The sequence below is a fragment of the Morganella sp. HSTU-ASny43 genome (genome assembly GCF_022819185.1).
Taxonomy (GTDB): Bacteria; Pseudomonadota; Gammaproteobacteria; order Enterobacterales; family Enterobacteriaceae; genus Morganella; species Morganella morganii.
Genome location: NZ_WSPG01000019.1, coordinates 1 through 22,253, shown reverse-complemented (window position 1 = coordinate 22,253; position 22,253 = coordinate 1). Strand labels below are relative to the sequence as shown.

At 50.4% G+C, this 22,253-nt stretch carries 24 protein-coding genes and 2 tRNA genes; 13 read left to right on the top strand and 13 right to left on the bottom strand.

Annotated elements, in window-relative coordinates; genetic code table 11:
* Positions 1-36 precede the first annotated feature (36 nt).
* The 5 genes from sufC (at position 37) to GN208_RS11345 (ending at position 4,909) form a co-directional block, all read left to right on the top strand.
* On the top strand, positions 37-783 hold the full coding sequence (sufC, locus tag GN208_RS11365) for a Fe-S cluster assembly ATPase SufC (protein ID WP_004235432.1): 747 nt from the start codon (positions 37-39) through the stop codon (positions 781-783).
* Complete coding sequence (gene sufD, locus GN208_RS11360) at positions 758-2,062, top strand: Fe-S cluster assembly protein SufD (RefSeq protein WP_243828372.1); 1,305 nt, start codon at positions 758-760, stop codon at positions 2,060-2,062. Before sufC ends, sufD begins: the two co-directional genes overlap by 26 nt.
* Positions 2,062-3,300, top strand: coding sequence for a cysteine desulfurase SufS (gene sufS, locus GN208_RS11355; RefSeq protein ID WP_004235437.1), 1,239 nt, complete (start codon positions 2,062-2,064; stop codon positions 3,298-3,300). Before sufD ends, sufS begins: the two co-directional genes overlap by 1 nt.
* 8 nt (positions 3,301-3,308) lie before the next feature.
* Entirely contained in the window at positions 3,309-3,728 is a 420-nt protein-coding gene (gene sufE / locus GN208_RS11350; protein WP_004235438.1) for a cysteine desulfuration protein SufE, read from the top strand.
* A 98-nt stretch (positions 3,729-3,826) separates the two neighbouring features.
* Complete coding sequence (locus GN208_RS11345; protein ID WP_004235440.1) at positions 3,827-4,909, top strand: L,D-transpeptidase family protein; 1,083 nt, start codon at positions 3,827-3,829, stop codon at positions 4,907-4,909.
* A gap of 140 nt (positions 4,910-5,049) precedes the next feature.
* On the opposite strand, the gene GN208_RS11340 is transcribed toward GN208_RS11345, so the two are convergent.
* From GN208_RS11340 to GN208_RS11320, 5 genes are all read right to left on the bottom strand, one after another.
* Positions 5,050-5,286: a major outer membrane lipoprotein gene (locus GN208_RS11340; protein WP_004239093.1), complete on the bottom strand. Its 237-nt coding sequence runs from the start codon at positions 5,284-5,286 to the stop codon at positions 5,050-5,052.
* A 325-nt stretch (positions 5,287-5,611) separates the two neighbouring features.
* A complete protein-coding gene (gene pykF, locus GN208_RS11335; RefSeq protein WP_004235443.1) occupies positions 5,612-7,024 on the bottom strand; it encodes a pyruvate kinase PykF in 1,413 nt (470 codons plus the stop codon).
* A 388-nt stretch (positions 7,025-7,412) separates the two neighbouring features.
* Positions 7,413-7,489: transfer RNA gene (locus GN208_RS11330), tRNA-Val, on the bottom strand.
* Positions 7,490-7,518: 29 nt separating this feature from the next.
* A tRNA-Val gene (locus GN208_RS11325) sits at positions 7,519-7,595 on the bottom strand.
* A 146-nt stretch (positions 7,596-7,741) separates the two neighbouring features.
* Positions 7,742-9,115, bottom strand: a complete 1,374-nt coding sequence (locus tag GN208_RS11320) for an MATE family efflux transporter (protein WP_004239095.1) — start codon at positions 9,113-9,115, stop codon at positions 7,742-7,744.
* A gap of 212 nt (positions 9,116-9,327) precedes the next feature.
* Between GN208_RS11320 and GN208_RS11315 the strand changes: the two genes are divergently transcribed.
* Positions 9,328-9,993 (top strand): riboflavin synthase, encoded by a 666-nt coding sequence (locus GN208_RS11315; protein ID WP_004235447.1) that lies wholly within the window; start codon positions 9,328-9,330, stop codon positions 9,991-9,993.
* Between the two features lie 82 nt (positions 9,994-10,075).
* On the opposite strand, the gene cfa is transcribed toward GN208_RS11315, so the two are convergent.
* On the bottom strand, positions 10,076-11,239 hold the full coding sequence (gene cfa / locus GN208_RS11310; RefSeq protein ID WP_004235450.1) for a cyclopropane fatty acyl phospholipid synthase: 1,164 nt from the start codon (positions 11,237-11,239) through the stop codon (positions 10,076-10,078).
* Positions 11,240-11,504: 265 nt separating this feature from the next.
* Complete coding sequence (gene punC, locus GN208_RS11305; RefSeq protein WP_004239098.1) at positions 11,505-12,716, bottom strand: purine nucleoside transporter PunC; 1,212 nt, start codon at positions 12,714-12,716, stop codon at positions 11,505-11,507.
* 121 nt (positions 12,717-12,837) lie between these two features.
* Here punC and punR point away from each other — a divergent pair, with 121 nt between their 5' ends.
* Positions 12,838-13,740 (top strand): DNA-binding transcriptional activator PunR, encoded by a 903-nt coding sequence (gene punR, locus GN208_RS11300; RefSeq protein ID WP_004235453.1) that lies wholly within the window; start codon positions 12,838-12,840, stop codon positions 13,738-13,740.
* A gap of 3 nt (positions 13,741-13,743) precedes the next feature.
* On the opposite strand, the gene purR is transcribed toward punR, so the two are convergent.
* Positions 13,744-14,769, bottom strand: a complete 1,026-nt coding sequence (gene purR, locus GN208_RS11295) for an HTH-type transcriptional repressor PurR (protein WP_004235455.1) — start codon at positions 14,767-14,769, stop codon at positions 13,744-13,746.
* 445 nt (positions 14,770-15,214) lie between these two features.
* Positions 15,215-15,793 carry a superoxide dismutase [Fe] gene (gene sodB / locus GN208_RS11290; protein WP_004235459.1) on the bottom strand — a complete coding sequence of 193 codons (579 nt, stop codon included), beginning with the start codon at positions 15,791-15,793 and terminating at the stop codon, positions 15,215-15,217.
* A gap of 399 nt (positions 15,794-16,192) precedes the next feature.
* On the opposite strand from sodB, the gene GN208_RS11285 reads away from it, so the two are divergent.
* Together GN208_RS11285 and GN208_RS11280 are read left to right on the top strand one after the other, a co-directional pair.
* Complete coding sequence (locus GN208_RS11285) at positions 16,193-16,501, top strand: hypothetical protein (protein WP_004239103.1); 309 nt, start codon at positions 16,193-16,195, stop codon at positions 16,499-16,501.
* 69 nt (positions 16,502-16,570) lie between these two features.
* Positions 16,571-17,110 carry a DUF2058 domain-containing protein gene (locus tag GN208_RS11280; RefSeq protein ID WP_004235472.1) on the top strand — a complete coding sequence of 180 codons (540 nt, stop codon included), beginning with the start codon at positions 16,571-16,573 and terminating at the stop codon, positions 17,108-17,110.
* A gap of 23 nt (positions 17,111-17,133) precedes the next feature.
* Here GN208_RS11280 and GN208_RS11275 read toward each other — a convergent pair whose 3' ends face one another.
* On the bottom strand, positions 17,134-17,832 hold the full coding sequence (locus GN208_RS11275) for an RluA family pseudouridine synthase (RefSeq protein WP_032098093.1): 699 nt from the start codon (positions 17,830-17,832) through the stop codon (positions 17,134-17,136).
* A 141-nt stretch (positions 17,833-17,973) separates the two neighbouring features.
* Here GN208_RS11275 and GN208_RS11270 point away from each other — a divergent pair, with 141 nt between their 5' ends.
* Positions 17,974-18,432: an anti-virulence regulator CigR family protein gene (locus GN208_RS11270; RefSeq protein ID WP_015422752.1), complete on the top strand. Its 459-nt coding sequence runs from the start codon at positions 17,974-17,976 to the stop codon at positions 18,430-18,432.
* Positions 18,433-18,495: 63 nt separating this feature from the next.
* Here GN208_RS11270 and rhtB read toward each other — a convergent pair whose 3' ends face one another.
* Positions 18,496-19,116 carry a homoserine/homoserine lactone efflux protein gene (rhtB, locus tag GN208_RS11265; protein ID WP_004235477.1) on the bottom strand — a complete coding sequence of 207 codons (621 nt, stop codon included), beginning with the start codon at positions 19,114-19,116 and terminating at the stop codon, positions 18,496-18,498.
* A 283-nt stretch (positions 19,117-19,399) separates the two neighbouring features.
* On the opposite strand from rhtB, the gene GN208_RS11260 reads away from it, so the two are divergent.
* Positions 19,400-19,741 (top strand): Grx4 family monothiol glutaredoxin, encoded by a 342-nt coding sequence (locus GN208_RS11260; protein ID WP_004235478.1) that lies wholly within the window; start codon positions 19,400-19,402, stop codon positions 19,739-19,741.
* Positions 19,742-19,822: 81 nt separating this feature from the next.
* Positions 19,823-20,560, top strand: a complete 738-nt coding sequence (locus GN208_RS11255; RefSeq protein ID WP_225903345.1) for a hypothetical protein — start codon at positions 19,823-19,825, stop codon at positions 20,558-20,560.
* 67 nt (positions 20,561-20,627) lie between these two features.
* Here the strand turns inward: GN208_RS11255 and rnt are convergent, their stop codons facing one another.
* Entirely contained in the window at positions 20,628-21,275 is a 648-nt protein-coding gene (gene rnt, locus GN208_RS11250; protein WP_004235480.1) for a ribonuclease T, read from the bottom strand.
* 109 nt (positions 21,276-21,384) lie between these two features.
* Positions 21,385-21,792, bottom strand: coding sequence for a lactoylglutathione lyase (gene gloA, locus GN208_RS11245; RefSeq protein WP_004235481.1), 408 nt, complete (start codon positions 21,790-21,792; stop codon positions 21,385-21,387).
* A gap of 152 nt (positions 21,793-21,944) precedes the next feature.
* Between gloA and GN208_RS11240 the strand changes: the two genes are divergently transcribed.
* Complete coding sequence (locus GN208_RS11240; protein ID WP_004235482.1) at positions 21,945-22,181, top strand: DUF1289 domain-containing protein; 237 nt, start codon at positions 21,945-21,947, stop codon at positions 22,179-22,181.
* The last annotated feature ends 72 nt before the right edge of the window (positions 22,182-22,253 follow it).

Below are 22,253 nucleotides of genomic sequence, written 5' to 3'. Positions count from 1 at the left end.
GCCTGCGGGATAACCGGCGGGACGGAGTAGTACATTATGTTAAGTGTAAAAGATTTGCATGTCAGCGTGGAAGGTAACGAAATCCTCAAAGGGTTATCACTGGACGTGAAACCGGGGGAAATCCACGCCATTATGGGGCCGAATGGTTCTGGTAAAAGTACCCTGTCTGCCACACTGGCCGGCCGGGAAGAGTATGAAATTGACAGCGGGTCGGTCACTTTTAAAGGTAAAGACCTGCTGGAGCTGGCACCGGAAGATCGTGCCGGTGAAGGCATTTTCCTCGCCTTTCAGTACCCGGTGGAAATTCCCGGGGTAAGTAACCAATTTTTCCTGCAAACCGCAGTTAATGCAGTGCGCGAGTATCGTGGTGAAGAGGCGCTGGACCGCTTTGATTTCGCTGATTTTATCGAAGATAAAATTGAGTTGCTGAATATGCCGCAGGATCTTCTGACGCGTGCGGTGAACGTCGGGTTCTCCGGCGGTGAGAAAAAACGTAATGATATCCTGCAGATGGCCGCCCTTGAGCCGTCACTCTGCATTCTTGATGAAACGGATTCCGGGCTGGATATTGATGCCCTGAAAACCGTGGCCAACGGCGTGAATCAGCTGCGCAGCCCGGAACGCGCCTTTATTATTGTCACTCACTATCAGCGCATCCTGGATTATGTGAAGCCTGACTTTGTTCATGTGCTGTATCAGGGCAAAATCATCAAATCCGGTGATTTCTCACTGGCGAAAAAACTGGAGGAGCAGGGATATGGCTGGCTTATTGACCAACAGTGAACGCGCGCTGAAACGCCGCGAAGTCAGTGAGCGCAATCTGGCCGCAATGGGGCGGATAGAACAGCTTATCGCGCAGCATCCGCTCTCCGGGCACGCCGCGCAGCACTGGCAGCAGGCACAGAAAACCGGCTTCCCGGCCTTTCATCAGGAAGACTGGCATTATACGTCGCTGACACCATTGCTGGAGGCAGATTATCAGGATAAGACCGGAACACTGAACGTCTTACCGGAGGTGGTGCTGACCTCACTGAATGCATACCGCATAGTGCTGGTGGACGGTGTATTTGCGCCGCAGTGGAGTGATACTGATACAGGTGTGTTTGAGTTGTCAGTGGCTGACCGTCACAATGAATTCCCGGCACCGGTTAACGGCGAGATTTTCCTGCACCTGACTGAAAGCCTGGCGCAGACACCGTTAATGATCCGCGTGAAAGCCGGCGCACAGGCGGAAAAATCCCTGTACATCGTGAATATTTCAACGGCACATAATGATTCTCTGAATATGCGCCACAGCCGCTATCACCTCGATATCGGTGTGAATGCGGCTGTCTCTGTGATTGAGCACTTTATCAGCCCGGATGAACAATCAGCCCATTTCACCGGGGCGCGGATGACCGCGAACGTGGGAGAAAACAGTGATTTCCGCCATCTGAAACTGGGGTTTGAAAACCCGCAGGCGTACCATTTTGCCCATAATGATTTGGTGATCGCCGCCCATGCCCGTGTGGAAAGCACCAGTTTTCTGCTCGGCGGTAAACTGACCCGGCATCACACCAGCACACAGCTTAACGGCGAAGGTATTGTGCTGGCCATGAACAGCCTTGTGCTGCCGAAACACGGCGAAATCGCTGATACCCGCACGTACCTGGAACATAACAAAGGGTATTGTGAAAGCCGCCAGCGCCATAAAACCATTGTGATGGATAACAGCCGTGCGGTATTTAACGGCATGATTAAAGTGGCACCGCATGCACTGAAAACAGACGGCCAGATGACCAACAATAACCTGTTACTGGGCCGGAAAGCGGAAATCGATACCAAACCGCAGCTGGAAATCTATGCCGATGATGTGAAGTGCAGCCACGGTGCGACGGTCGGGCGGATTGATGAGGAACAGCTGTTTTATCTGCGCACACGCGGGATCGCGGAAAAAGCCGCGAAGCAGATGATCATCCTCGCGTTTGCTGCAGAACTGACGGATGCGATCAGCGATGAAGTCCTGAATAACGTGGTGATGGCGCGTATCCGTCAGTCGCTGGATCAGGGGGATAAACAGTAATGAGTTATTCAGCACAACAGCAGCGGGCAGACTTCCCGGTACTGGCCGGGGAGGTGAACGGCAAATCACTGGTCTACCTCGACAGTGCCGCCAGCGCCCAGAAACCTCAGCAGGTGATTGATGCGGTGAGTGATTTTACGGCTCACCATTATGCCGCGGTTCACCGCGGCATTCACACATTAAGTGCAGAGGCCACGGCTGCCACGGAAGCCGTGCGGCAGAAAGCGGCGGCGTTTATCAATGCGCCGCAGACGGAAGAGATTATTTTTGTCAAAGGCACCACCGAAGCCATCAATCTGGTGGCAGACAGTTTTGGTCGCGCATTCTGCAATGATGGTGACAATATCATTATCACGGAGATGGAACATCACGCCAATATTGTGCCCTGGTATATGCTGGCAGAGAGCGCGGGGATTGAAATCCGTGTATTGCCGATGGCGGATGACGGCACTCTGGTGCTGAGTAAACTGCCGGAACTGATCGATAACCGCACCCGTCTGCTGAGCTTTACCCATCTTTCTAATGTGCTCGGCACCGTGAACCCGGTGAAAGCGATTATTGCGCAGGCGCGTGAATTGAGCCGTGCTGCCGGGGGAGAACTGGCGGTGCTGGTGGACGGTGCTCAGGGCGCCATGCATCAGCCGGTGGATGTGCAGGCGCTGGATTGTGATTTCTATGCGTTCTCCGGCCATAAGCTGTACGGACCGACCGGCATCGGTATTTTGTGGGGACGCAAATCTCTGCTGGATAACATGCCACCCCGCGAAGGCGGCGGTGCCATGATCGCAGAGGTCAGCCTGACGAACGGTATTACCTATGCGGATGTACCGTGGCGTTTTGAGGCGGGAACGCCCAATATCCAGGGTATTATCGGCCTGGGAGCTGCGCTGGATTACCTGAATAACATCGGTATGGCGGAGATAGCCGCGTATGAACACACTCTCATGCAGTATGCGCTGACGCGGCTGGCAGAGGTGCCCGGCATTATTCTGTACGGCAATGCACTGCGGGAAGGGGTGATCGCCTTTAACCTCGGGACGCATCACGCTTTTGATACCGGCGCATTTCTGGATCGCTACGGCGTGGCTGTCCGCACCGGGCATCACTGCGCACAGCCGCTGCTGGCGCATTATGGTGTCAGTGCCATGTGCCGTGCCTCACTGGCGCTCTACACCACGGAAACGGATATTGATATACTGACGGACGCACTGAAACGTACCGCAAAACTGCTGGGTTAAGGATCCTGATGAAAATTACGCTGCCGGATCAGGCAAAATTACTGCGCAATTTCTCCCGTTGTCATGACTGGGAGGAACGTTATCTGTATCTGATTGAGCTGGGCGAAAAATTACCGGCGCTGACAGAAGCACAGCGGCAGCCGCAGTATAAAATATCGGGTTGTCAGAGTCAGGTCTGGATCCTCATGCAGCAGGACGAGGAAGGGCGGGTCTGGTTCGCCGGTGACAGCGACGCCGCGATTGTCAAAGGCCTGGTAGCGCTGGTTATCGCGCTGTATCAGGGAAAAACGCCGGCGGAAATCCGTGATCTGGATATCGCGCAAATCTTCTCGGAACTGGCACTTTCTGTCCATCTGACCCCGTCCCGTACTCAGGGACTGAACGCCATGGTCAGAACAATCATACAAAACACGCAGCAAATGAGATAAAACATCGTTCCCTTTTACTTACTCTGCTAATAATATATTACTTGGCGTGGCCGGAAAGCGGCCACGTATTTTTTTATACCATCAGCTGAGGATCTGGAATGAAACGAATTCTCCCGTTGCTGGGCGGGCTGTTGTTAGCGGTTACTGCGTTAACAGCCCGGGCAACCGAATATCAACTCCCTGCGGATAAGGGCCGGGTCATCGGTGAAAACGTCACCTATGTTGTGCCGGATGACGGACGCTCACTGGAAGCGATTGCCGCCGAATACGGTATCGGCCTGCTGGCGATGCTGGAAGCTAACCCGGGGACGGATCCGTATCTGCCGAAACCCGGCAGCGAACTGATTATCCCGTCACAACTGATCCTGCCGGATACCCCGCATCAGGGTATTGTGATTAACCTGGCGGAACTGCGTCTGTTCTATTACCCGCAGGGCACCAATACCGTACGGGTCTACCCTATTGGTATCGGTCAGCTGGGGCGTGATACCCCGGTTATGACCACCTCAGTTTCCCAGCTGATCAAAGATCCGACCTGGACACCAACCGCGAATATCCGCAAAGCCTATGCGGCTCAGGGGATCACGTTACCGGCAGTTATCCCGGCCGGTCCGGAAAACCCGATGGGGCTGTTTGCTCTGCGTCTGGCGCACGGTCGCGGTGAATACCTGATCCACGGCACCAATGCGGACTTTGGTATCGGTATGCGTGTCAGCTCCGGTTGTATCCGTCTGCGTCCGCATGATATTGAAGCACTGTTTAAAACCATTCCGAAAGGTACACGGGTTCAGATCGTGAATGAGCCGGTGAAATATGCCGTTGAACCGGATGGTCAGCGCTATGTGGAAGTACATCAGCCACTGTCCCGTAATAAAAATGACGACCCGCAGACTATGCCGATTGCGCGTTCTGCCGGACTGACCAGCTTTATTCAGTCTCCGGACACTAACAGCGCCATCGTTGAGCAGGCGATTGCCCGCCGCTCCGGTATGCCGGTGAATGTCAGCCGTGATGCGGAGTATAAGCAGGAAGCGGCACCGGCAGAGAAAACCAACTTTGCACCGGTGGAAATGGACGAAGAAGCGGAAGTGAAGGCACTGAACCTGAAACCGGCCGATTTTGCACCGGGTCAGTTAACCCAGCCGGGTCCGATTGTCCGTGAGGAAAACAGCGCAGAGTAATATCGCTTTTACGCTGTGACAGATGAAAACCGCTTCCGTTGTGAGGCGGTTTTTTTACGCCCGGCATAAATCGCAGGCATAAAAAAATGGCGTAACATAATTTATGCTACGCCACCTGTTCTTCAGATCGTGATTACAAATTATTTTTTGTAAGAACGAACCTGGTTGTCTAAGCGCTGGTTAGCGCGTGCTGCTTCGTCTTTAGCCTGCTGAACATCAGCGCGGATTGCGTTAACGTCGTTGCTCAGTTGATCAACTTTGGCATTCAGCGTCTTAACGTCGTTGTCCAGTTGGTCAAATTTAGCGTTAGAAGAACAACCTGCTAATAATGCAGAAGCTAAAACTACAGCACCTAATACAATCTTAGAACGACCCATTTTAATACCCTCTAGATTAAAGTTAATCACCAAGTAGCAGTAATGATATTACACATTTCAATAGGGAAAGAGAATAGAAATTCAGCGTTTACAAAGATTATTTTCCTGAAACCGCAAAATAAATCAAAAAAAAACGGCAATTGCGTAATTCTCAACCAAATAATCTGATGCGGAGACAGATACAGCAGTGCGGTATTATCCCGTATTCAGAAAGCGGCAATTATTCTGCGGCCCGTTGCTTCATTTCATGTTCCCCTACAGTTTAGAATAAAAAAAGCACCCGTGCAGCGGGTGCTCTCATTAATTCAGATAATGCTGAAAAATATTACAGTAATTGTACGGATGAGGTATTGGTGGTGCCGCTTGGTACTAACGCACCGGATACCATCACCACGATTTCACCGTTGGTGGCCAGACCGCTTTCCAGCGCGGCTTCGCGGCCGATACGGTAGAAATCATCGGTTGATAAGATTTCGTTCACCAGTTTGGTGGTCACACCTTTCACCAGCAGTAACTGACGGGCAGTGGTTTCGTTGGTGGTCAGCGCCAGAATCGGGGCTTTCGGGAAGTATTTACGGACAGACTTCGCGGATTTACCACCGGCGGTTGCCACAACAATCAGCGGGGCATCCAGGTTTTCTGACATTTCAACCGCACCACGGCAGACTGCTTCAGTCACACGCAGTTTTTTACCGGCCTGTAAATCGCCGAGACGGCTGTGCATCACGCGATCAGTACGCTCACAGATAGTTGCCATGATGCTGACAGCTTCAACCGGATATTTCCCTTTCGCACTTTCACCGGACAGCATAACCGCATCGGTACCGTCGAGGATGGCGTTGGCAACGTCACCGGCTTCCGCACGGGTAGGGCGCGGGTTTTTGATCATGGAGTCAAGCATCTGAGTCGCGGTAATGACCACTTTACGTGCAGTATTACATTTTTCGATCATCAGTTTCTGCGCGAAAATCACTTCTTCAACCGGAATTTCCACACCCAGGTCACCACGGGCAACCATGATACCGTCAGAGGCTTCGAGGATTTCATCGAAGTTGTTCATCCCTTCCTGGTTTTCAATCTTGGAGATGATCTGGATATGTTCGCCGCCGTTGGCTTTGAGGTGAGCACGGATTTCGTCCACATCGGCACGTTTACGGATAAAGGAGGCGGCAACGAAGTCAACATTCTGCTCGCAGCCGAAAATCAGATCCTGTTTGTCTTTTTCTGCCAGAGCCGGGAGGCCGATAGACACATTCGGCAGGTTAACCCCTTTGTTTTCACCGAGGTCACCGTTATTCAGAACTTCACAGATAACCTCTGTTGCGGTGGTTTCTTTGACACGCATGCCGATCAGACCGTCATCGACCAGAACGATATTGCCCGGTTTCAGATCCTGCGCGAAGCCCGCATAAGTGACGGCAACACGCTCATTGTTACCGATGACAGATTTATCCGTGGTAAAGGTAAAGGTCTGACCCGCCACCAGCGCGACATCATTGCCGCCTTCCAGTTTAATGGTACGGATTTCAGGGCCTTTGGTATCCAGTAAAATGGCTGCTTTCTTACCGGTACGCGCACAGACAGCACGCAGATTTTTGATGCGCTGACCATGTTCTTCGTAATCGCCGTGGGAGAAGTTCAGACGCATAACATTCATGCCGGCATCTAACAGTGCTTCGAGTTTCTCTTCTGATTCGGTTTTAGGTCCGATAGTACAAACAATTTTGGTCTTTTTCATGACAGCCCATCTACAGTTATTGAGAGTAAATAGTGAACAACCGCCTGTATTCACACCGCATGAGTAAGAACAGGCAATTGTCGTGATCCCCGGTTATTAAAATTAGTCGTTTTTGTAAAAAAACAGATTCAGTATAGCGTGTTTTTTATCACGCCTCTCTGTTTCAGTGCTTGTAAATCAGCAAGCTGAATCCATTCAACAACTACGCAGGCATTATAGAGGGTTATTAGTGTGATTTGAATCATAAAATCAGAAATAAATTAACATTCTTGCGGTAACGCAAGAAAACAGCTGTATTGATACGCAGAAGTACAATGAAAACAGAAGAGGGTAACTGACTGAAAATCGGATGAACTGAAAAGGGAGGTAAAACGGAACTGCTGAGAAATGGTGCGTCCAAGTGGACTCGAACCACCGACCCCCACCATGTCAAGGTGGTGCTCTAACCAACTGAGCTATGGACGCACTGTGTGAAAATTGCTTTGCGAAGTAAATGGTGCGTCCAAGTGGACTCGAACCACCGACCCCCACCATGTCAAGGTGGTGCTCTAACCAACTGAGCTATGGACGCATTCTTTAATATCTTCGCTGACAACGGGGACGAATATTAACGATCCGAACCGACTCTTGCAAGGGGAAAAACACATTTTCTTGTCCGACTGCTCGTATTTAATGCTATCGGACTGAAAACTGTGCATTTCCCCCGTCAAAAAGCCGTTAACGACCGGCGCGTTGCAGGATAAAACTGTCCGGCTGTTTCTGTAACCACAGGATCCGGCATGCCATACCGATGGCTGCGGCGGTTAATCCGATGATAAAACCGATCCAGAACCCGGCAGGGCCCATCGCCGGTACCACCAGATCTGTCAGTCCGAGAATATAACCGGACGGCAGGCCGAGGATCCAGTAAGCCGTAAAGGTGACATAGAAGATGGCGCGCGTGTCTTTATAACCGCGCAGCACACCGGCACCGATTACCTGAACGGAATCCGACAGCTGATAAATACCGGCAAACAGCATCAGGCCGGAGGCCATAATCACTACTTCCGGATTGTCGTTATACAGCAGCGCGATAGGTTCACGGAACAGCACAGTAAAGAGCGCCGTCACCGCCGCGATCATCAGCCCGACACCCAGCCCGGTATAGGCGGATACACGCGCTTTCTCCGTGGAACTTTTTCCGAGGTTAAAGCCGATACGGATAGTGGTGGCGATCCCCAGTGAAATCGGGAACATAAACATCAGCGAGCTGAAGTTCAGGGCAATCTGATGTCCGGCCACCGCCGTCACACCTAGTGGCGCAACCAGCAGGGCAACAATGGCAAACAGCGTGACCTCAAAGAACAGCGCCAGAGCGATTGGGAGACCGAGCTGCGTGATCCGTTTCATTACCGCCCAGTCCGGCGGGGTAAAGCGGCTCTTCGGCTGCACATCACGCTGCGAACGGGCATGTTTCACATACCAGCGCATAAACAGGAACATTGCCCAGAATACGGAAGCGGTCGCGACACCACACCCGACACCGCCGAGAGCAGGCGCGCCGAATTTCCCGTAAATAAAGATATAGTTGACCGGGATATTCACCAGCAGGCCGAGAAAACCAATTACCATCCCCGGTTTGGTTTTCGACAGTCCTTCACACTGGCTGCGCAGCACCTGATAAAACAGGTAACCCGGTGCCCCCCACATAATAGCGTGGGTGAATCCGACGGCTTTTTCAGCCAGGACCGGGTCAATATGCGGCATATTTTCAATAATGTAGCGGCTGTTATAGAGCACCGCGATGACCAGGACGGATAAAAATGCCGCCAGCCACATACCCTGGCGGATCTGATTGGCAATCAGCGGACGGCGGCCGGAGCCGTTGAGCTGCGCGACCACCGGGGTCAGCGCCATCAGCAGACCGTGGCCGAACAGGATAGCGGGCAGCCAGATGGAGGTACCGACAGCCACGGCGGACATATCTGTCGCACTGACTCTGCCGGCCATCACAGTGTCAACCACGCCCATCGCTGTCTGTGTAAACTGCGCGATAATAACGGGAATACCAAGAGCCAGCAAAGTACGCGCTTCTTTCAAATACTTCTGCACGTAATACACCTTATTTATTCTGATAAAAGGAGGAGGAAAGACTTTCCGGGATTCGTAACACATTTACCGGATCAGGCGGAAAAATCATTCTAGCGATTAATCAAATACAAGCCAATACAATTAAATGTGCGGGATGTAACGGGAAGGGCTGTTTAATTCTCTGTTTCAGGATAAACTGCATAAATCTATCCGAATACTGACTGGAGATCCGCATGTTTACCGGGATTGTACAAGGCAAAGGCCCCGTCGTCGCCATCGAAGAAAAAGAAAACTTTCGTACTCACACTGTGAAATTCCCGCCTGATATGCTGGCCGGGATAGAAACGGGCGCATCAGTGGCACATAACGGCTGTTGCCTGACAGTCACAAAAATAGACGGGGATTTAATCAGTTTTGATCTGGTTAAGGAAACCTTAAGACTAACCAATCTCGGCAGCATTAAAACCGGAGATGTGGTCAATCTGGAAAGAGCCGCTAAATACGGTGATGAAATCGGCGGGCATATTATGTCCGGTCATATTGTCACCACGGCGGAAATTGCCAAAATCTTTGTCTCTGAAAATAATTATCAGATCTGGCTGCGCATCGAAGATAAAGCCCTGATGAAATATATCCTGCATAAAGGCTTTGTCGGTATTGATGGTATCAGCCTGACTATCGGGGATGTGGTGAATAACCGTTTCTGTGTGCATCTGATTCCGGAAACCCGTGAGCGCACCACGCTGGGTAAAAAACGGCTGGGCGATAAAGTGAATATTGAGCTGGATCCGCAGACACAGGCCATTGTTGATACCACCGAGCGGGTGCTGGCGCAGAAAATGCAGCAGTTGCAGGAAAGCCTGACGCCGCCGGTGCCAATGGAAAAACCACAGGCCTGACTTTATTGAGATAAAAAAATCCGGTACTGATTTTTGTCAGACCGGATTTTTTATTGCGGATAGTTTATTGCGGATATGATATTCAGCGCGGAACGCGTAATCCGCCCTCACAACCCTGCGGGCTCCATAATATCTGCCATAGCTGGATATCACGGGCACGGAATGCACCGGCACAGGCGTTGAGATAATAGGTGAACATCCGCTTAAAGCGCGGTGTGTAATTATTTTCCAGTGACGGCCAGGCTGCCTGAAAACGGGAATGCCATGCCATTAGTGTCCGGTCATAATCAGCCCCGAAATTATGCCAGTCTTCCATTACTAATTTATTTTCACTGCTGTCGCCGATATTCTGCACAGACGGCAGACAACCGTTCGGGAAAATATATTTTCCGATCCAGGCATCCACATTCACTTTATTGCGGTTTGAACCGATGGTGTGCAGTAAAAATAAACCGTCCGGTTTCAGATTACGTTTGACCACATCAAAATAGGTGGCGTAATTTTTCGGCCCGACGTGCTCAAACATCCCGACAGACACAATCCGGTCATATTGCTCATGCAAATCGCGGTAATCTTCCAGGATAATATTTACGTCAAGATCCTTACAACGCGCCTGAGCATATTTTTGCTGCTCAGCGGAAATGGTCACACCGGTCACCGACACACCGAAATGTTTCGCAGCATACGCCGCCAGTCCGCCCCAGCCGCAGCCGATATCCAGCAGTTGCATACCCGGTTTCAGCTGTAATTTTTCACAGATGAGATGCAGTTTCTGTTCCTGCGCCTTCGCCAGATTGGCGGGGTCATCACTGAGACCTTTCCAGTAGCCGCAGGAATACTGCATATACGGGTCGAGCATCAGCTCAAACAGGTCATTACCCAGATCATAATGTTCTTCGCCGACAATCCGCGCCCGTTTTTTGGTTTGCAGATTACGCAGACGAGCCATGGCGATTTTTATAATATCGTTGATATTCTGCGGCAGTTTATTTTCCAGCCCGGCGCGTAACACCCGCTGAAAGAAAATATCTAACCGCTCACAGTCCCACCAGCCATCCATATAGCTTTCACCCAGTCCCATAGAGCCCTGCTGCAAGACCCGTTTAAAGAACTGCTGGTTATGCACCTGAATATCGAAAGGGCGGGAACCATTAATCTCAATGCCGGCTTCGTCTAAAAGATCGGAGGCAATCCGCTGCCAGGAGTCGGCAGGCGTTTTTTGATTTTCGACACAATCAGAACTCATATTATCTCCAATTTTTATCAAAGCGGGATTCTGAGTGCTTTATTTATGACGTTTTGCGCGGGAACAACAGAACCGGTGTAATTGGCCGTCATCGGGTGACAGTCTGCGTATTAACGTGATCGTTAAAACAAAAACAAAGCTCAAAATCCGGATTTAAAACGAATTGTCAGAAAAGTATAGGAGCCTGAAATTAAAATTCAATGACAAAAAAGGCCGTACCTGAGTACGGCCTGTAATTAGGAATATTCTTAATAGGAGGTGCAATCTATTGATTTTGTTCCGCAATAGTCACGGAGGTGCGCGAAGGGCGGCGCTGGATAATATAACCGCCGATGGTCAGTATCACCGTTGCCGCCATCACTGCTGTGGTGGAGAGCAGTGGCTCATGCATCAGGGCAGAAACGAGGAAACTGATCGCGGAGCATAAACCGAGCTGAATGGCATTCTGTAATGCTGCTGCTTTACCGCTGTGTTCCGGGTAAACCGCCAGGGCGTTTGATACCGCAATCGGGTAAGACGCGCCATTCATTGCTGCCATAAAGCAGAACGGGATCAGGATCGCCACCAGTGACGGGTTACCGAATTTTGCCATAGCATACAAGCCCACCATACTGACGGCGTAACCGGCCAGCAGGAACGGTAATAATGTTTTGCCGTTAATCCGCGACAACAGGGCACGGCAGCCGTAGCCCCCGACCATAAAGGCGATAGTCTGCGGAATGTAGCTCAGACCGATATCATTCGGGTTATAACCCATATCGCGCAGAATAAACGGCGAACCGGTCAGCCAGGCAAAGAAACCGGCGCTGCACGCGGCATAAATCAGCACGTTACCGCTGTAAACCGGGGATTTCAGCAGACGGAAGAAGGAAATTTTCTGTTTTTCCGTTTTGACCGCATCCGGCGCGATATGATGCTTTTCTTTCAGCATCAGGGTCGGGATCAGCACCAGCAGGGTGATACCGCCGAGCACGAGGAAAATTTCATGCCAGCCGCCGTGGTTGAGCAGCCATGCGCCCAGTAACGGTGCCAGTGCCGGAGAGAGTGCCACCAGCGGCATAATTGCGGCGAAAACACGCTGTGCGCGGTGATCGTCATAACGGTCGATAACCAGCGCCTGCCAGGTGACAGCGGCAGAGCAGACACTGACGGCCTGTACAAAACGCAGTAATAATAACTGGGCAGGGGTGGAAACCCAGACCATGGCCAGACAGCTCAGGGCAAACAGGCTCAGGCCCATCAGCAGAACCGGCTTACGGCCGATTTTATCGGAGAGCGGTCCCCATAACAGCTGACCGATGGCAAAACCGACCAGGAAGATACTCAGACTGGCGCTGATTGCGCTGGCTGTGGAGTTCAGAGAGTCCTGCATCATACCGAATGCAGGCAGATACATATCAATCGCGAGATAACCCAGCATGCTGAGTCCGGCGAGATAAAAGAGAAAGCCGCGGGAAGGCGATTTATTGACAGTCACAGAGAAATACCTGAATGTTAAATAAGTGTAATGCGTGAGTTAGTATTTTAACTATTCGAGTTTTCCCTTGTAAAACGTTATTATTTGCACACTGCTGTGAAATTTTTTGAAAGGAAGGATTATGTGGTCAGAATATACGCTGGATGTGGTGGATGCTGTGGCGCGGACAGGCAGTTTCAGTGCGGCGGCAGAGGAACTGCACCGGGTGCCTTCTGCCATCAGCTACAGTGTCCGCCAGCTGGAAGAGTGGCTGGCGGTTCCGCTGTTTGAACGGCGTCACCGCGATGTTGAACTGACACCTGCCGGGGCGTTGTTTGTCAAAGAAGCGCGTGATGTCATCAAAAAAATGAAATCCACACGTCACCAGTGCCAGATGATTGCCAACGGCTGGCGCGGACAATTCAGCATCGCCGTTGACTGTATCGTAAAACCGGAACGGATAACGCGACTTCTGCTGGATTTTTATCATCATTTCCCGGATATCGAGTTGTATATTTATCCGGAAGTGTTTAACGGGGTGTGGGATGCGCTGGTGGACAGACGGGTGGATGTGGCAATCGGTGCGACACGCGCATCCCCTATCGGCGAGCGCTATAATTTCCGCGATATGGGCTTTATGCCGTGGCGTGCGGTGGTCAGTCCGGATCATCCGCTGGCCTCTGCCGGTCATGTCCTGACCAATGAGGAGATGGTGCCGTACCCGAGTTTGTGTCTGGAAGATACCTCACGTTCTCTGCCGAAACGCGATACGTGGGCACTGGATAATCAGCGCCGCCTGGTGGTGCCGGACTGGGATCGCGGGATTGCCTGTGTGGAATCGGGATTATGTGTGGCAATGATGCCGGCGCACCGCGCCGATCCGCTGATTAAAGCGGGGCGGCTGGCAGCACTGAAGATAGAGCAGCCATTGCCGGACAGCCCGTGCTGTATCACCTGGGTGGATAAAGACACCTCTCCGGCACTGAGCTGGCTGCTCGATTATCTCGGGGACAGCAACACGCTCAATGCCGAATGGCTGCGCTGATCCTCAGCGGCGGTAATCGATAAACGGACCATCCGCTACAGAGCGGCGTTCCACCAGGCGCGGATGCACCTCAATGGTCTGCGCATCTTCGCGTTTGTTGACGATGCGGTCGAGCAGCATGGTCAGTGCCATTTGTCCCAGCCGCTCTTTCGGCTGGTGGATGGTGGTCAGGGCAGGGGTAAAGTAACGGGCGTTACGGATATTGTCATACCCGATCACAGAAATATCCTGCGGCACGCGCAGACCCATTTCATCAGCCGCGCAAATTGCGCCCATCGCCATAGCATCACCGCCGCAGAATACCGCTGTCGGGCGCTGTTTGCCGGATAAAATCTGTGTCATGGCCTGATAACCGGAATCCGGTTCAAAATCGCCCTGGACAATCCATTCATCGCGCACCGTAATACCTGCTTCTTTCATGGCTTTGCGGAATCCTTCCAGACGGTTGCCGCCGGTGTTCCGCTCAAGCGGCCCCGGAATAACCGCGATATCACGGTGTCCGCGTTCAATCAGATAACGGCCGGCGAGATAACCGCCGTGCAGGGCGTTATCAATGATCGCATCGGTGAAATCCCCGCGCGCTTTGCCCCAGTCCATCACAACCATCGGGATATTGCGGTAGCCTTCCAGCATGGCAATCAGCTGATCCGGGTACTCTGAACACATCACCAGCAGACCATCGACACGTTTCTGTGCCAGCATCGCCAGGTAGGCTTTCTGTTTGTCAGGATTATTGTGAGAGTTGCACAGCACCAGGGTATACCCTTTGCTGTAGCAGCTGTTTTCCACCGCCTCAATCACTTCCGCAAAATACGGCGCTTCACTGGAGGTGGCCAGCAGCCCGATGGACTTGGTGTTATTGACTTTCAGACTGCGCGCCACGGCGCTCGGTGAATAGTGCAGTTCTTTGATAGCAGCCCAGACAGCCGCCTTCGTTTCTTCCGCAACGAAACGGGTATTATTAATGACATGGGAGACGGTTGTGGTGGAGACGCCCGAGCGCTTAGCCACATCTTTAATCGTTGCCATGATGAAAACAACTCCTGACCTGCCGGTCTGTATTTTATTATTCGGTTAATCGATTGCTATTATAGTGCCATTATGCGGTAACAATAGAAAAATTTCTGTAAAAACAGGCATTGTTGTCTGATCCGGGTCAAAAGTAAAAAATATTACCTGTGCTATGGTTATTGATATGGTCAGCTATTCGGGTTTTCCGGTCAGACCATCCGTTTTAATTAATTTGATGATTCAGGATGTCAGGTAATCATCATCAGGTCACTAAGCAGCTATTTTGGAGATAAGAATGGATACAGATCTGAAATATGGTTTGTCAACCGCGGTTGCAGCACTGGTTATGATCGTATTATTTGCAACAATGCTTTTCTGATTCACCCCTTACAGTACAAAAGGGCGGAAAATTCCGCCCTTTTTTGATCAACTGTATTGTGTTACCGGATAATGTGTTTCCGGATTACGCCAGGTTTTCTTCCGCAAATTTCCAGTTCACTAATGCCCAGAAGTTTTCCAGGTATTTAGGACGGGCATTACGGTAGTCGATATAATAAGCGTGTTCCCAGACATCAACGGTTAAGATTGGTTTGTCGTTACCGCTGACCGGGGTTGCCGCGTTAGAGGTATTGACGATAGCCAGGCTGCCGTCTGCTTTTTTCACCAGCCATGTCCAGCCGGAACCGAAGTTTTTCACTGCGGAATCGGTAAACTGCTGTTTGAATTCGGCAAATGAACCGAACGCTTTGTTAATCACGTCAGCAATTTTACCGGTTGGTTCGCCACCGGCATTTGGTGCCAGGCAGTGCCAGTAGAACGTGTGGTTCCAGACCTGAGCAGCGTTATTGAAGATACCGGCATCAGAGGTTTTGATAATCTCTTCCAGTGATTTACCTTCAAATGCGGTGCCTTTGATCAGGTTATTCAGATTAACCACATAGGTGTTGTGGTGTTTGCCGTAGTGGTATTCCAGTGTTTCTTCAGAAATATAGGGCGCTAATGCATTTTTTGCATAAGGCAGTGCAGGTAATTCAAACGACATTGCATTCTCCTTGTTAAGGTTAAATCAGTAACCTCATCACAGACGGGTTACTGTTATTATTCTGCGAATTATCTTAACAAGTTTTGTCATAAAAAACAGCGTGAAATACCGGGGGGGGGTGTTATTCACATGGTGAAAGACAAAATCGCCCACAGAATGATATCCGTGATAATAAAGGCGATAAGCAGGGTGTACAGCTTATGGCGGCAGATCCAGTTATAATAGCGTTTCATTCTGTCTTCCCCGTATGACTGCGGAATCTTAAATATAACGGGTTTACCGGCTGAAATCCGCGCAAATTTAACAATTTTACAGAAAGCGTGACAACGACCGCCGTTTGTCAACCGGCCGCAGACCCTTTACAATCTCCGCTATGACAAAAGTACAAGAATGATCACGATGCTGGCAGACTATATTTCCCGCGCGATACAAAACCATACTGATTGCAATGTTATTTGTGACCATTATCAGAAAGATGAGCTCTCTGAAGTGATCCGGCGTGTCCGCAAATGGCAGTTCCGCGATGGTATTGAGCTGATGTGCAGTGAAGAGATAGAAACTACCGTGCAGACCGGTGACGAACAGTGCCCGGAACAGTGGATTGTCTGGACGGTCACGGGGGATAAAGCGAAAACAATTTCTCCGCGGCACAAAGAATTTTTCAGTCTGTGCCAGCAGGGTTACTGGCTGAAAATGCAGCTGGCCTGACGTGCCGGATACAATCCTGAAAATTACCGGTATAATTACCTGCAATATTAAACTGATTCAGAAAAGACAATGACAAAACTCACATTACAAGAGCAGATGCTGAAAGCCGGACTGGTGACCAGCAAAAAAATGGATAAAGTCCGCAGAACAGCAAAAAAATCACGCGTTCAGGCCCGTGAGGCCAGAGAAGCGGTGGAAGAGAATAAAAAAGCGCAGCTTGAGCGTGATAAACAGCTGAGTGAGCAGCAAAAACAGGCTGTTTTATCCAGAGAATATAAAGCTCAGGTGAAGCAGCTGATTGAAATGAACCGGATCATTATTTCAAAAGGCAGCATTGATTTTAATTTCACCGACAACAACGTGATTAAAAGCATTGCCGTGGACAAAACCACACAGTCTCAGCTGATCAGCGGCCGTCTGGCGATAGCCCGGTTAAGCACGGAAAACAGCAGTGTGAGTGAATATGCCATTATCCCGGCGGTTGTTGCAGATAAAATCACACAGCGTGATGCGGAAAGCATTGTGTTAAATAATGCGCTGGCGCAGGACGAAGCGGATGAAGACGATCCGTATGCTGATTTTAAAATCCCGGATGATTTGATGTGGTGATCCGCATCTGCCTGCTTCCCTGTTCAGAACGGACAGGGACTGCGGGCATTAACCGGTTCGCCGCTGACCGGATGCACAAAATCCAGTTCCCCGGCGTGCAGCATCAGCCGCGGAATATTTCCGGTGCCCGGCAATAGTTTCCCGCCATAGAGATCACACCCTAAAATCGGATGGCCCAGATACTGACAATGAATGCGGAGCTGATGCGTGCGGCCGGTTTCCGGTGTCAGTGCCACCCTGGTGACCGGCAGAGAGAGCCCGTCCTCAGTTTCATAATAAAAGCGCTCAGTCACCTGATAATGTGAACGGGCCGGTTTCCCCCGGACAGCACATATCGTCATGCGCGGAAACAACGCCGGATCTTTGGTAATCGCCGCATCAATTATTCCTTCATTCTCATTCAGATGCCCGCACAGCAGGGCACTGTAGCCTTTCTCCACAGTCCGTTCACTGAACTGACGGCAAAGCGCGGCATTAATGGCTTTGTTACGGGCTACCAGCAGCAGCCCGGATGTGCCGAAATCCAGCCGGTGTACCAGTGTGCAGCCGGGAAACAGCTGTACCAGCCGGTAATGCACGGAATCCAGATTCTGCGGATTCTTTCCCGACAGACTGAGCAGCCCTGCAGGTTTGTTAATCAGCAGCAGGTGCTCATCCTGATAAAGAATGTCAATCTGCTCCGGGCACGGCGGGGCGATAAAGGTATCGGTAATGTCAGACATCGGGTTATCCGGGTAAAAAGCGGAAGGGGATGATAACCAATTTTCAGTACAGTGGCGAATCATGTTGTCCGGTTATCCTATTGCGTAATTTTGCGGAATGATCAACGCTTACCATTAGTATTAATACGCAGAGGTTGTGTTATGCGCAGATTTACACAGGTATGCAATGCTGTATTGGTTATCACCGGACTTTTAGCGGTGCCGCTTTCATCTTATGCTGACCCGGGAAACGGCAAAGGGCATGGCAATCCTCACGGACAGTCCAAAAAACAAGGACATAAAGGCAACGGAAAAGAGAGCAGGGAGTTTGCGGATTCCGGCAACGGGATATCGCTGACACTGACTTACGGAGATGCGCGGAGAATTGCACTGGGAAGCGGATTGACCGGATACAGTGCGTTGCCGCCGGGAATAGCCAAAAATCTGGTCAGAGGAAAACCACTGCCGCCGGGTATTGCAAAGAAAGCGGTTCCTGCCTCTATGCTTGAGCAATTACCGCATTATCCGGGGTATGAATGGCGTATCGCCGGTAACGATTTAGTACTTATTGCGGTGAGTACCGCAATTGTCACATCAATTATTAATAATGTTTTTGATTAAGATATTAGCTTTATAGTTATAACGCCCCATAATGATGCGGGGCGTTATTTATATATGTTTATCTCATGCCGGACGGGTAAAGGCCAGCAGGGCACCGACCAGCATAAATAATGATCCGAACACTTTATTCATGGCGCGGGTCTGTGCCGGGCTTTTGATAAACACCGCGATTTGCCGTGCCAGTACGGCATACCCTGTCATGACAATAATATCAGCGGCAACGGTGGTGACACCCAGAATCAGATACTGCATCAGCTGAGGCTGGTGCGGCATAATAAACTGCGGAAACAGTGCTGCGAGAAAAACAATGCTTTTGGGGTTCGAGATATTCACCAGTACGCCATTCTTATACAGCTTTTTGTGTGACAGCGTTGCCGCCTGTGCACTCAGCTCAATAGTTCCCGCTGCCCGCCACTGGCGGATCCCCAGCCAGATAAGATAGGCCGCCCCGGCCCATTTCAGTATTTCAAAAGCAAGAACCGATTGTGACAACAATGTCCCCAGCCCGACACCGACCAGGATAATCAGCATCATCAGGCCGGTCTGCAACCCGGCAATGGCCGCAATCGCGCCCCGGTAGCCGTGATTGACGGACGTCGTCATGCTGTTAATGGCACCTGCGCCGGGAGACAGACTGACAATTACGGATGTCATCAGATAGGCAAACCACCACTCAAAGGTCATTTTCAGCTCATCAGATTGTTAACAGGATATAAAGTGCGGATTATGGCATCATTGCGTAAGATAAAAAATGACGGAGGTCTTGTTTATCAGAGGAAAATACCGTAACTAACAGATGTAATGATCGGTTTTGACCGGGGGTGTTTTCAGCTGAAAATACACCGGATTGATCTCTCTGCCCGATTTTAACAGTATGTTAAAACCAATATCGCTTTGCAGTGAAAAGTGGTATTCTGCGGGTAAGTTAACACCGGTACTAACCGATCTGAAGTGAAGGACGTTTTACATGACGACGACTATTGAAAAAATCGAACGCCAGATTAAAGAAAACCCGATTCTGCTGTATATGAAGGGCTCTCCGAAGCTGCCGAGCTGCGGTTTTTCCGCGCAGGCTGTGCAGGCGCTGGCTGCCTGTGAAGAGCGTTTTGCTTATGTGGATATTCTGCAGAATCCGGATATCCGTGCTGAATTACCAAAATACGCTAACTGGCCGACGTTCCCGCAACTGTGGGTTGACGGTGAGCTGGTCGGCGGCTGTGATATCATTATGGAAATGTTCCAGCGCGGTGAATTACAGCCACTGATTAAAGAAACCGCAGCAAAATACCGGACTGAAAACGAAGAATAATCACGTCCCGTACTGTTTAGAAAAGCCCTGCAGTGTCACCGCTGCGGGGCTTTTGCTTTTCTGATGGCGGTGAAATGAAAGTTGTCCGGGCGGTTATTTTCTAGAGTGGGGGCGTTAATTACACAGAAAGGAAAAAAAATGCAGCCAACATCAGCAGGACAAAATGTTATTTTAACCGGGTATATTTCATACAGCGGGCCGGGACCTGCGCTTGGTACACTGACTGAAGATACGGCAGCAAGAGTCCCCGGGCTGGCTGAGCGATTCAGCGGCATTTGCAACAGCGTGGCAGATTTTTTTATGTCAGCAAAAGGGAAAGTGAATAACTCACTGCATCAGTTAGGTGACCGGATAAAAAATATCTCTTTCTGTTGCGAAAAAACGGAAATACGAGCGGAAACGCCGCCCCCGCCTGTGCAGATTCCGTTGTTTTCTCAGATTTTACTTGAGTCAGCAAAAGAATGTCTGCCAAAGCATCTGGATATACTGGCAGGTAAACTTGAGAATAACGAACCTCTGCAACCGGACATGCTGGTGAGTATCTCAGGTGGTCCGCTGAGGGGGATTATTACCCAGCTCAGCTCCATAAACGGGAAAATATATGAACCGGGTTCTGAAGGTATCCGTGAAGAATCGGGAAATCTGCTGAGAAAGGAAGTGGCTCAGGAGGAATTCTCTCAGCTTGGCAGTATCGCTGATTTGGGCAAAGCAAAAGAGTATCTTGCCAGACCGGGATTTGAAGCGATATTCCGTGAAAGCGTTGGTCAGGTGATATCCGAAATTAGCGGGAAAATTCTGCCGGAACTGATGAAACTTTAATCAGCGGATATATTGCCCGCATTAATGACAATATAGCGAAAAACGCCACCCTGACGGTGGCGTTTTCTCACTGATTACTGTCTGCCGCCGGCGGCCAGCCGCCCAGTTTCTTCCAGCGGTTGACGATGTCACAAAAGAGCAGGGAGGTACGGTCGGTATCATAAGCCGCACCGTGGGCTTTTTTGCTGTCAAACGGGATACCTGCGGTGATACAGGCTTTTGCCAGAATGGTCTGGCCCAGAGACAGTCCGCTTAATGCGGCGGTATCAAAGGTGGCAAACGGATGAAACGGATTGCGTTTCAGTCCGCAGCGTTCTGCCGCTGCCATCACAAAGCTGTGATCAAAATTTGCATTGTGCGCCACGATAATCGCCCGCTTGCAATCCGCATCTTTCATGCCTTTGCGGACCATTTTGAAAATGGCATGCAGCGCTTCATATTCTGTTACCGCATTACGCTCCGGGTCGGCCGGATTAATACCGGTAAATGCCAGAGCGGCGGGATCAAGGTTTGCACCCTCAAAAGGCTGCACATTAAATTCAAGCCGCTGATCCGGCATCAGCCAGCCGTTGTTATCCATTTTGACGGTAATGGCGGCAATTTCCAGCATCCCGTCCGTTCTGGCATTAAAACCGCCGGTTTCAACATCAATAACGACAGGATAATAGCCGCGGAAACGTGCGCTCAGAGTATTGTGATTTTGATTTTCAGACATGGGACTCTTAATTAAACAAACAAAACGCACTATTCTAGCGCGGCTTGCCGGAGGGAGAAAGGGCTGAGCCGGAAAAGAAGGATCGTTCTGATCCTTCTTACGGAGTCACTCAGTTACCGAGAGCAGCCCCGGCACTTTTATTTTCAATTAATTCAATCTTATAGCCGTCCGGGTCTTCCACAAACGCGATAATAGTGGTACCGCCCTTAACCGGACCGGCTTCACGGGTCACATTCCCGCCCGCCTTGCGGATAGCATCACAGGTCGCCGCGACATCATCCACGCCGAGTGCGATATGGCCGAATGCCGTTCCCATCTCATAGGAATCCGTGCCCCAGTTATACGTCAATTCGATAACAGAGCCTTCACTTTCGTCACTATAACCCACGAAAGCCAGAGAATATTTATATTCCGGGTTTTCACTGGTGCGCAGTAAACGCATGCCGAGAACCTTAGTGTAAAAATCGACAGAACGTTGCATATCACCCACGCGGAGCATGGTATGGAGTACACGCATAAAGTAACCTCTCAGAGTGCTTTCAGTTATTTATCAGTAATGGCTCACACTATAACGTGATAATTGACTACAATTCAAATTATCAGGATGCTGATGGTTACAGGATAACCATTACCTGTCCGGCAGGGCATCAGACAAAAGGACATCAGCCGATGGCAGAACAACTTCACTTTTTTGATATCCCTTCACCTTGTGTGGGAATATGTCAGATGAATGAAAAAGGCTACTGCCGGGGATGCTACCGGAGCCGTGATGAGCGTTTTCAGTGGCTGTCACTGAGTAACGCACAAAAAGAAAATGTGATTCGGCTGTGCCGTCAGCGTCGTTACAGAGCCGCAAAAGGGGACTCACCACCGGAAGCGCCATCCGGACAGCTGGATTTATTTTAAATAAATAATTATAAATCTATATATTAGACATGAATTAATGTATGGATGTTATTTAGCACAAAGGATTTATGT

Bases quoted from the DNA above. Each gene is read 5' to 3' on its own strand.
- sufC (WP_004235432.1), top strand. From the start codon at position 37: ATGTTAAGTGTAAAAGATTTGCATGTCAGCGTGGAAGGTAACGAAATC.
- sufD (WP_243828372.1), top strand. From the start codon at position 758: ATGGCTGGCTTATTGACCAACAGTGAACGCGCGCTGAAACGCCGCGAA.
- sufS (WP_004235437.1), top strand. From the start codon at position 2,062: ATGAGTTATTCAGCACAACAGCAGCGGGCAGACTTCCCGGTACTGGCC.
- sufE (WP_004235438.1), top strand. From the start codon at position 3,309: ATGAAAATTACGCTGCCGGATCAGGCAAAATTACTGCGCAATTTCTCC.
- GN208_RS11345 (WP_004235440.1), top strand. From the start codon at position 3,827: ATGAAACGAATTCTCCCGTTGCTGGGCGGGCTGTTGTTAGCGGTTACT.
- GN208_RS11340 (WP_004239093.1), bottom strand. From the start codon at position 5,286: ATGGGTCGTTCTAAGATTGTATTAGGTGCTGTAGTTTTAGCTTCTGCA.
- pykF (WP_004235443.1), bottom strand. From the start codon at position 7,024: ATGAAAAAGACCAAAATTGTTTGTACTATCGGACCTAAAACCGAATCA.
- GN208_RS11315 (WP_004235447.1), top strand. From the start codon at position 9,328: ATGTTTACCGGGATTGTACAAGGCAAAGGCCCCGTCGTCGCCATCGAA.
- cfa (WP_004235450.1), bottom strand. From the start codon at position 11,239: ATGAGTTCTGATTGTGTCGAAAATCAAAAAACGCCTGCCGACTCCTGG.
- punR (WP_004235453.1), top strand. From the start codon at position 12,838: ATGTGGTCAGAATATACGCTGGATGTGGTGGATGCTGTGGCGCGGACA.
- purR (WP_004235455.1), bottom strand. From the start codon at position 14,769: ATGGCAACGATTAAAGATGTGGCTAAGCGCTCGGGCGTCTCCACCACA.
- sodB (WP_004235459.1), bottom strand. From the start codon at position 15,793: ATGTCGTTTGAATTACCTGCACTGCCTTATGCAAAAAATGCATTAGCG.
- GN208_RS11285 (WP_004239103.1), top strand. From the start codon at position 16,193: ATGCTGGCAGACTATATTTCCCGCGCGATACAAAACCATACTGATTGC.
- GN208_RS11280 (WP_004235472.1), top strand. From the start codon at position 16,571: ATGACAAAACTCACATTACAAGAGCAGATGCTGAAAGCCGGACTGGTG.
- GN208_RS11275 (WP_032098093.1), bottom strand. From the start codon at position 17,832: ATGTCTGACATTACCGATACCTTTATCGCCCCGCCGTGCCCGGAGCAG.
- GN208_RS11270 (WP_015422752.1), top strand. From the start codon at position 17,974: ATGCGCAGATTTACACAGGTATGCAATGCTGTATTGGTTATCACCGGA.
- rhtB (WP_004235477.1), bottom strand. From the start codon at position 19,116: ATGACCTTTGAGTGGTGGTTTGCCTATCTGATGACATCCGTAATTGTC.
- GN208_RS11260 (WP_004235478.1), top strand. From the start codon at position 19,400: ATGACGACGACTATTGAAAAAATCGAACGCCAGATTAAAGAAAACCCG.
- rnt (WP_004235480.1), bottom strand. From the start codon at position 21,275: ATGTCTGAAAATCAAAATCACAATACTCTGAGCGCACGTTTCCGCGGC.
- gloA (WP_004235481.1), bottom strand. From the start codon at position 21,792: ATGCGTGTACTCCATACCATGCTCCGCGTGGGTGATATGCAACGTTCT.
- GN208_RS11240 (WP_004235482.1), top strand. From the start codon at position 21,945: ATGGCAGAACAACTTCACTTTTTTGATATCCCTTCACCTTGTGTGGGA.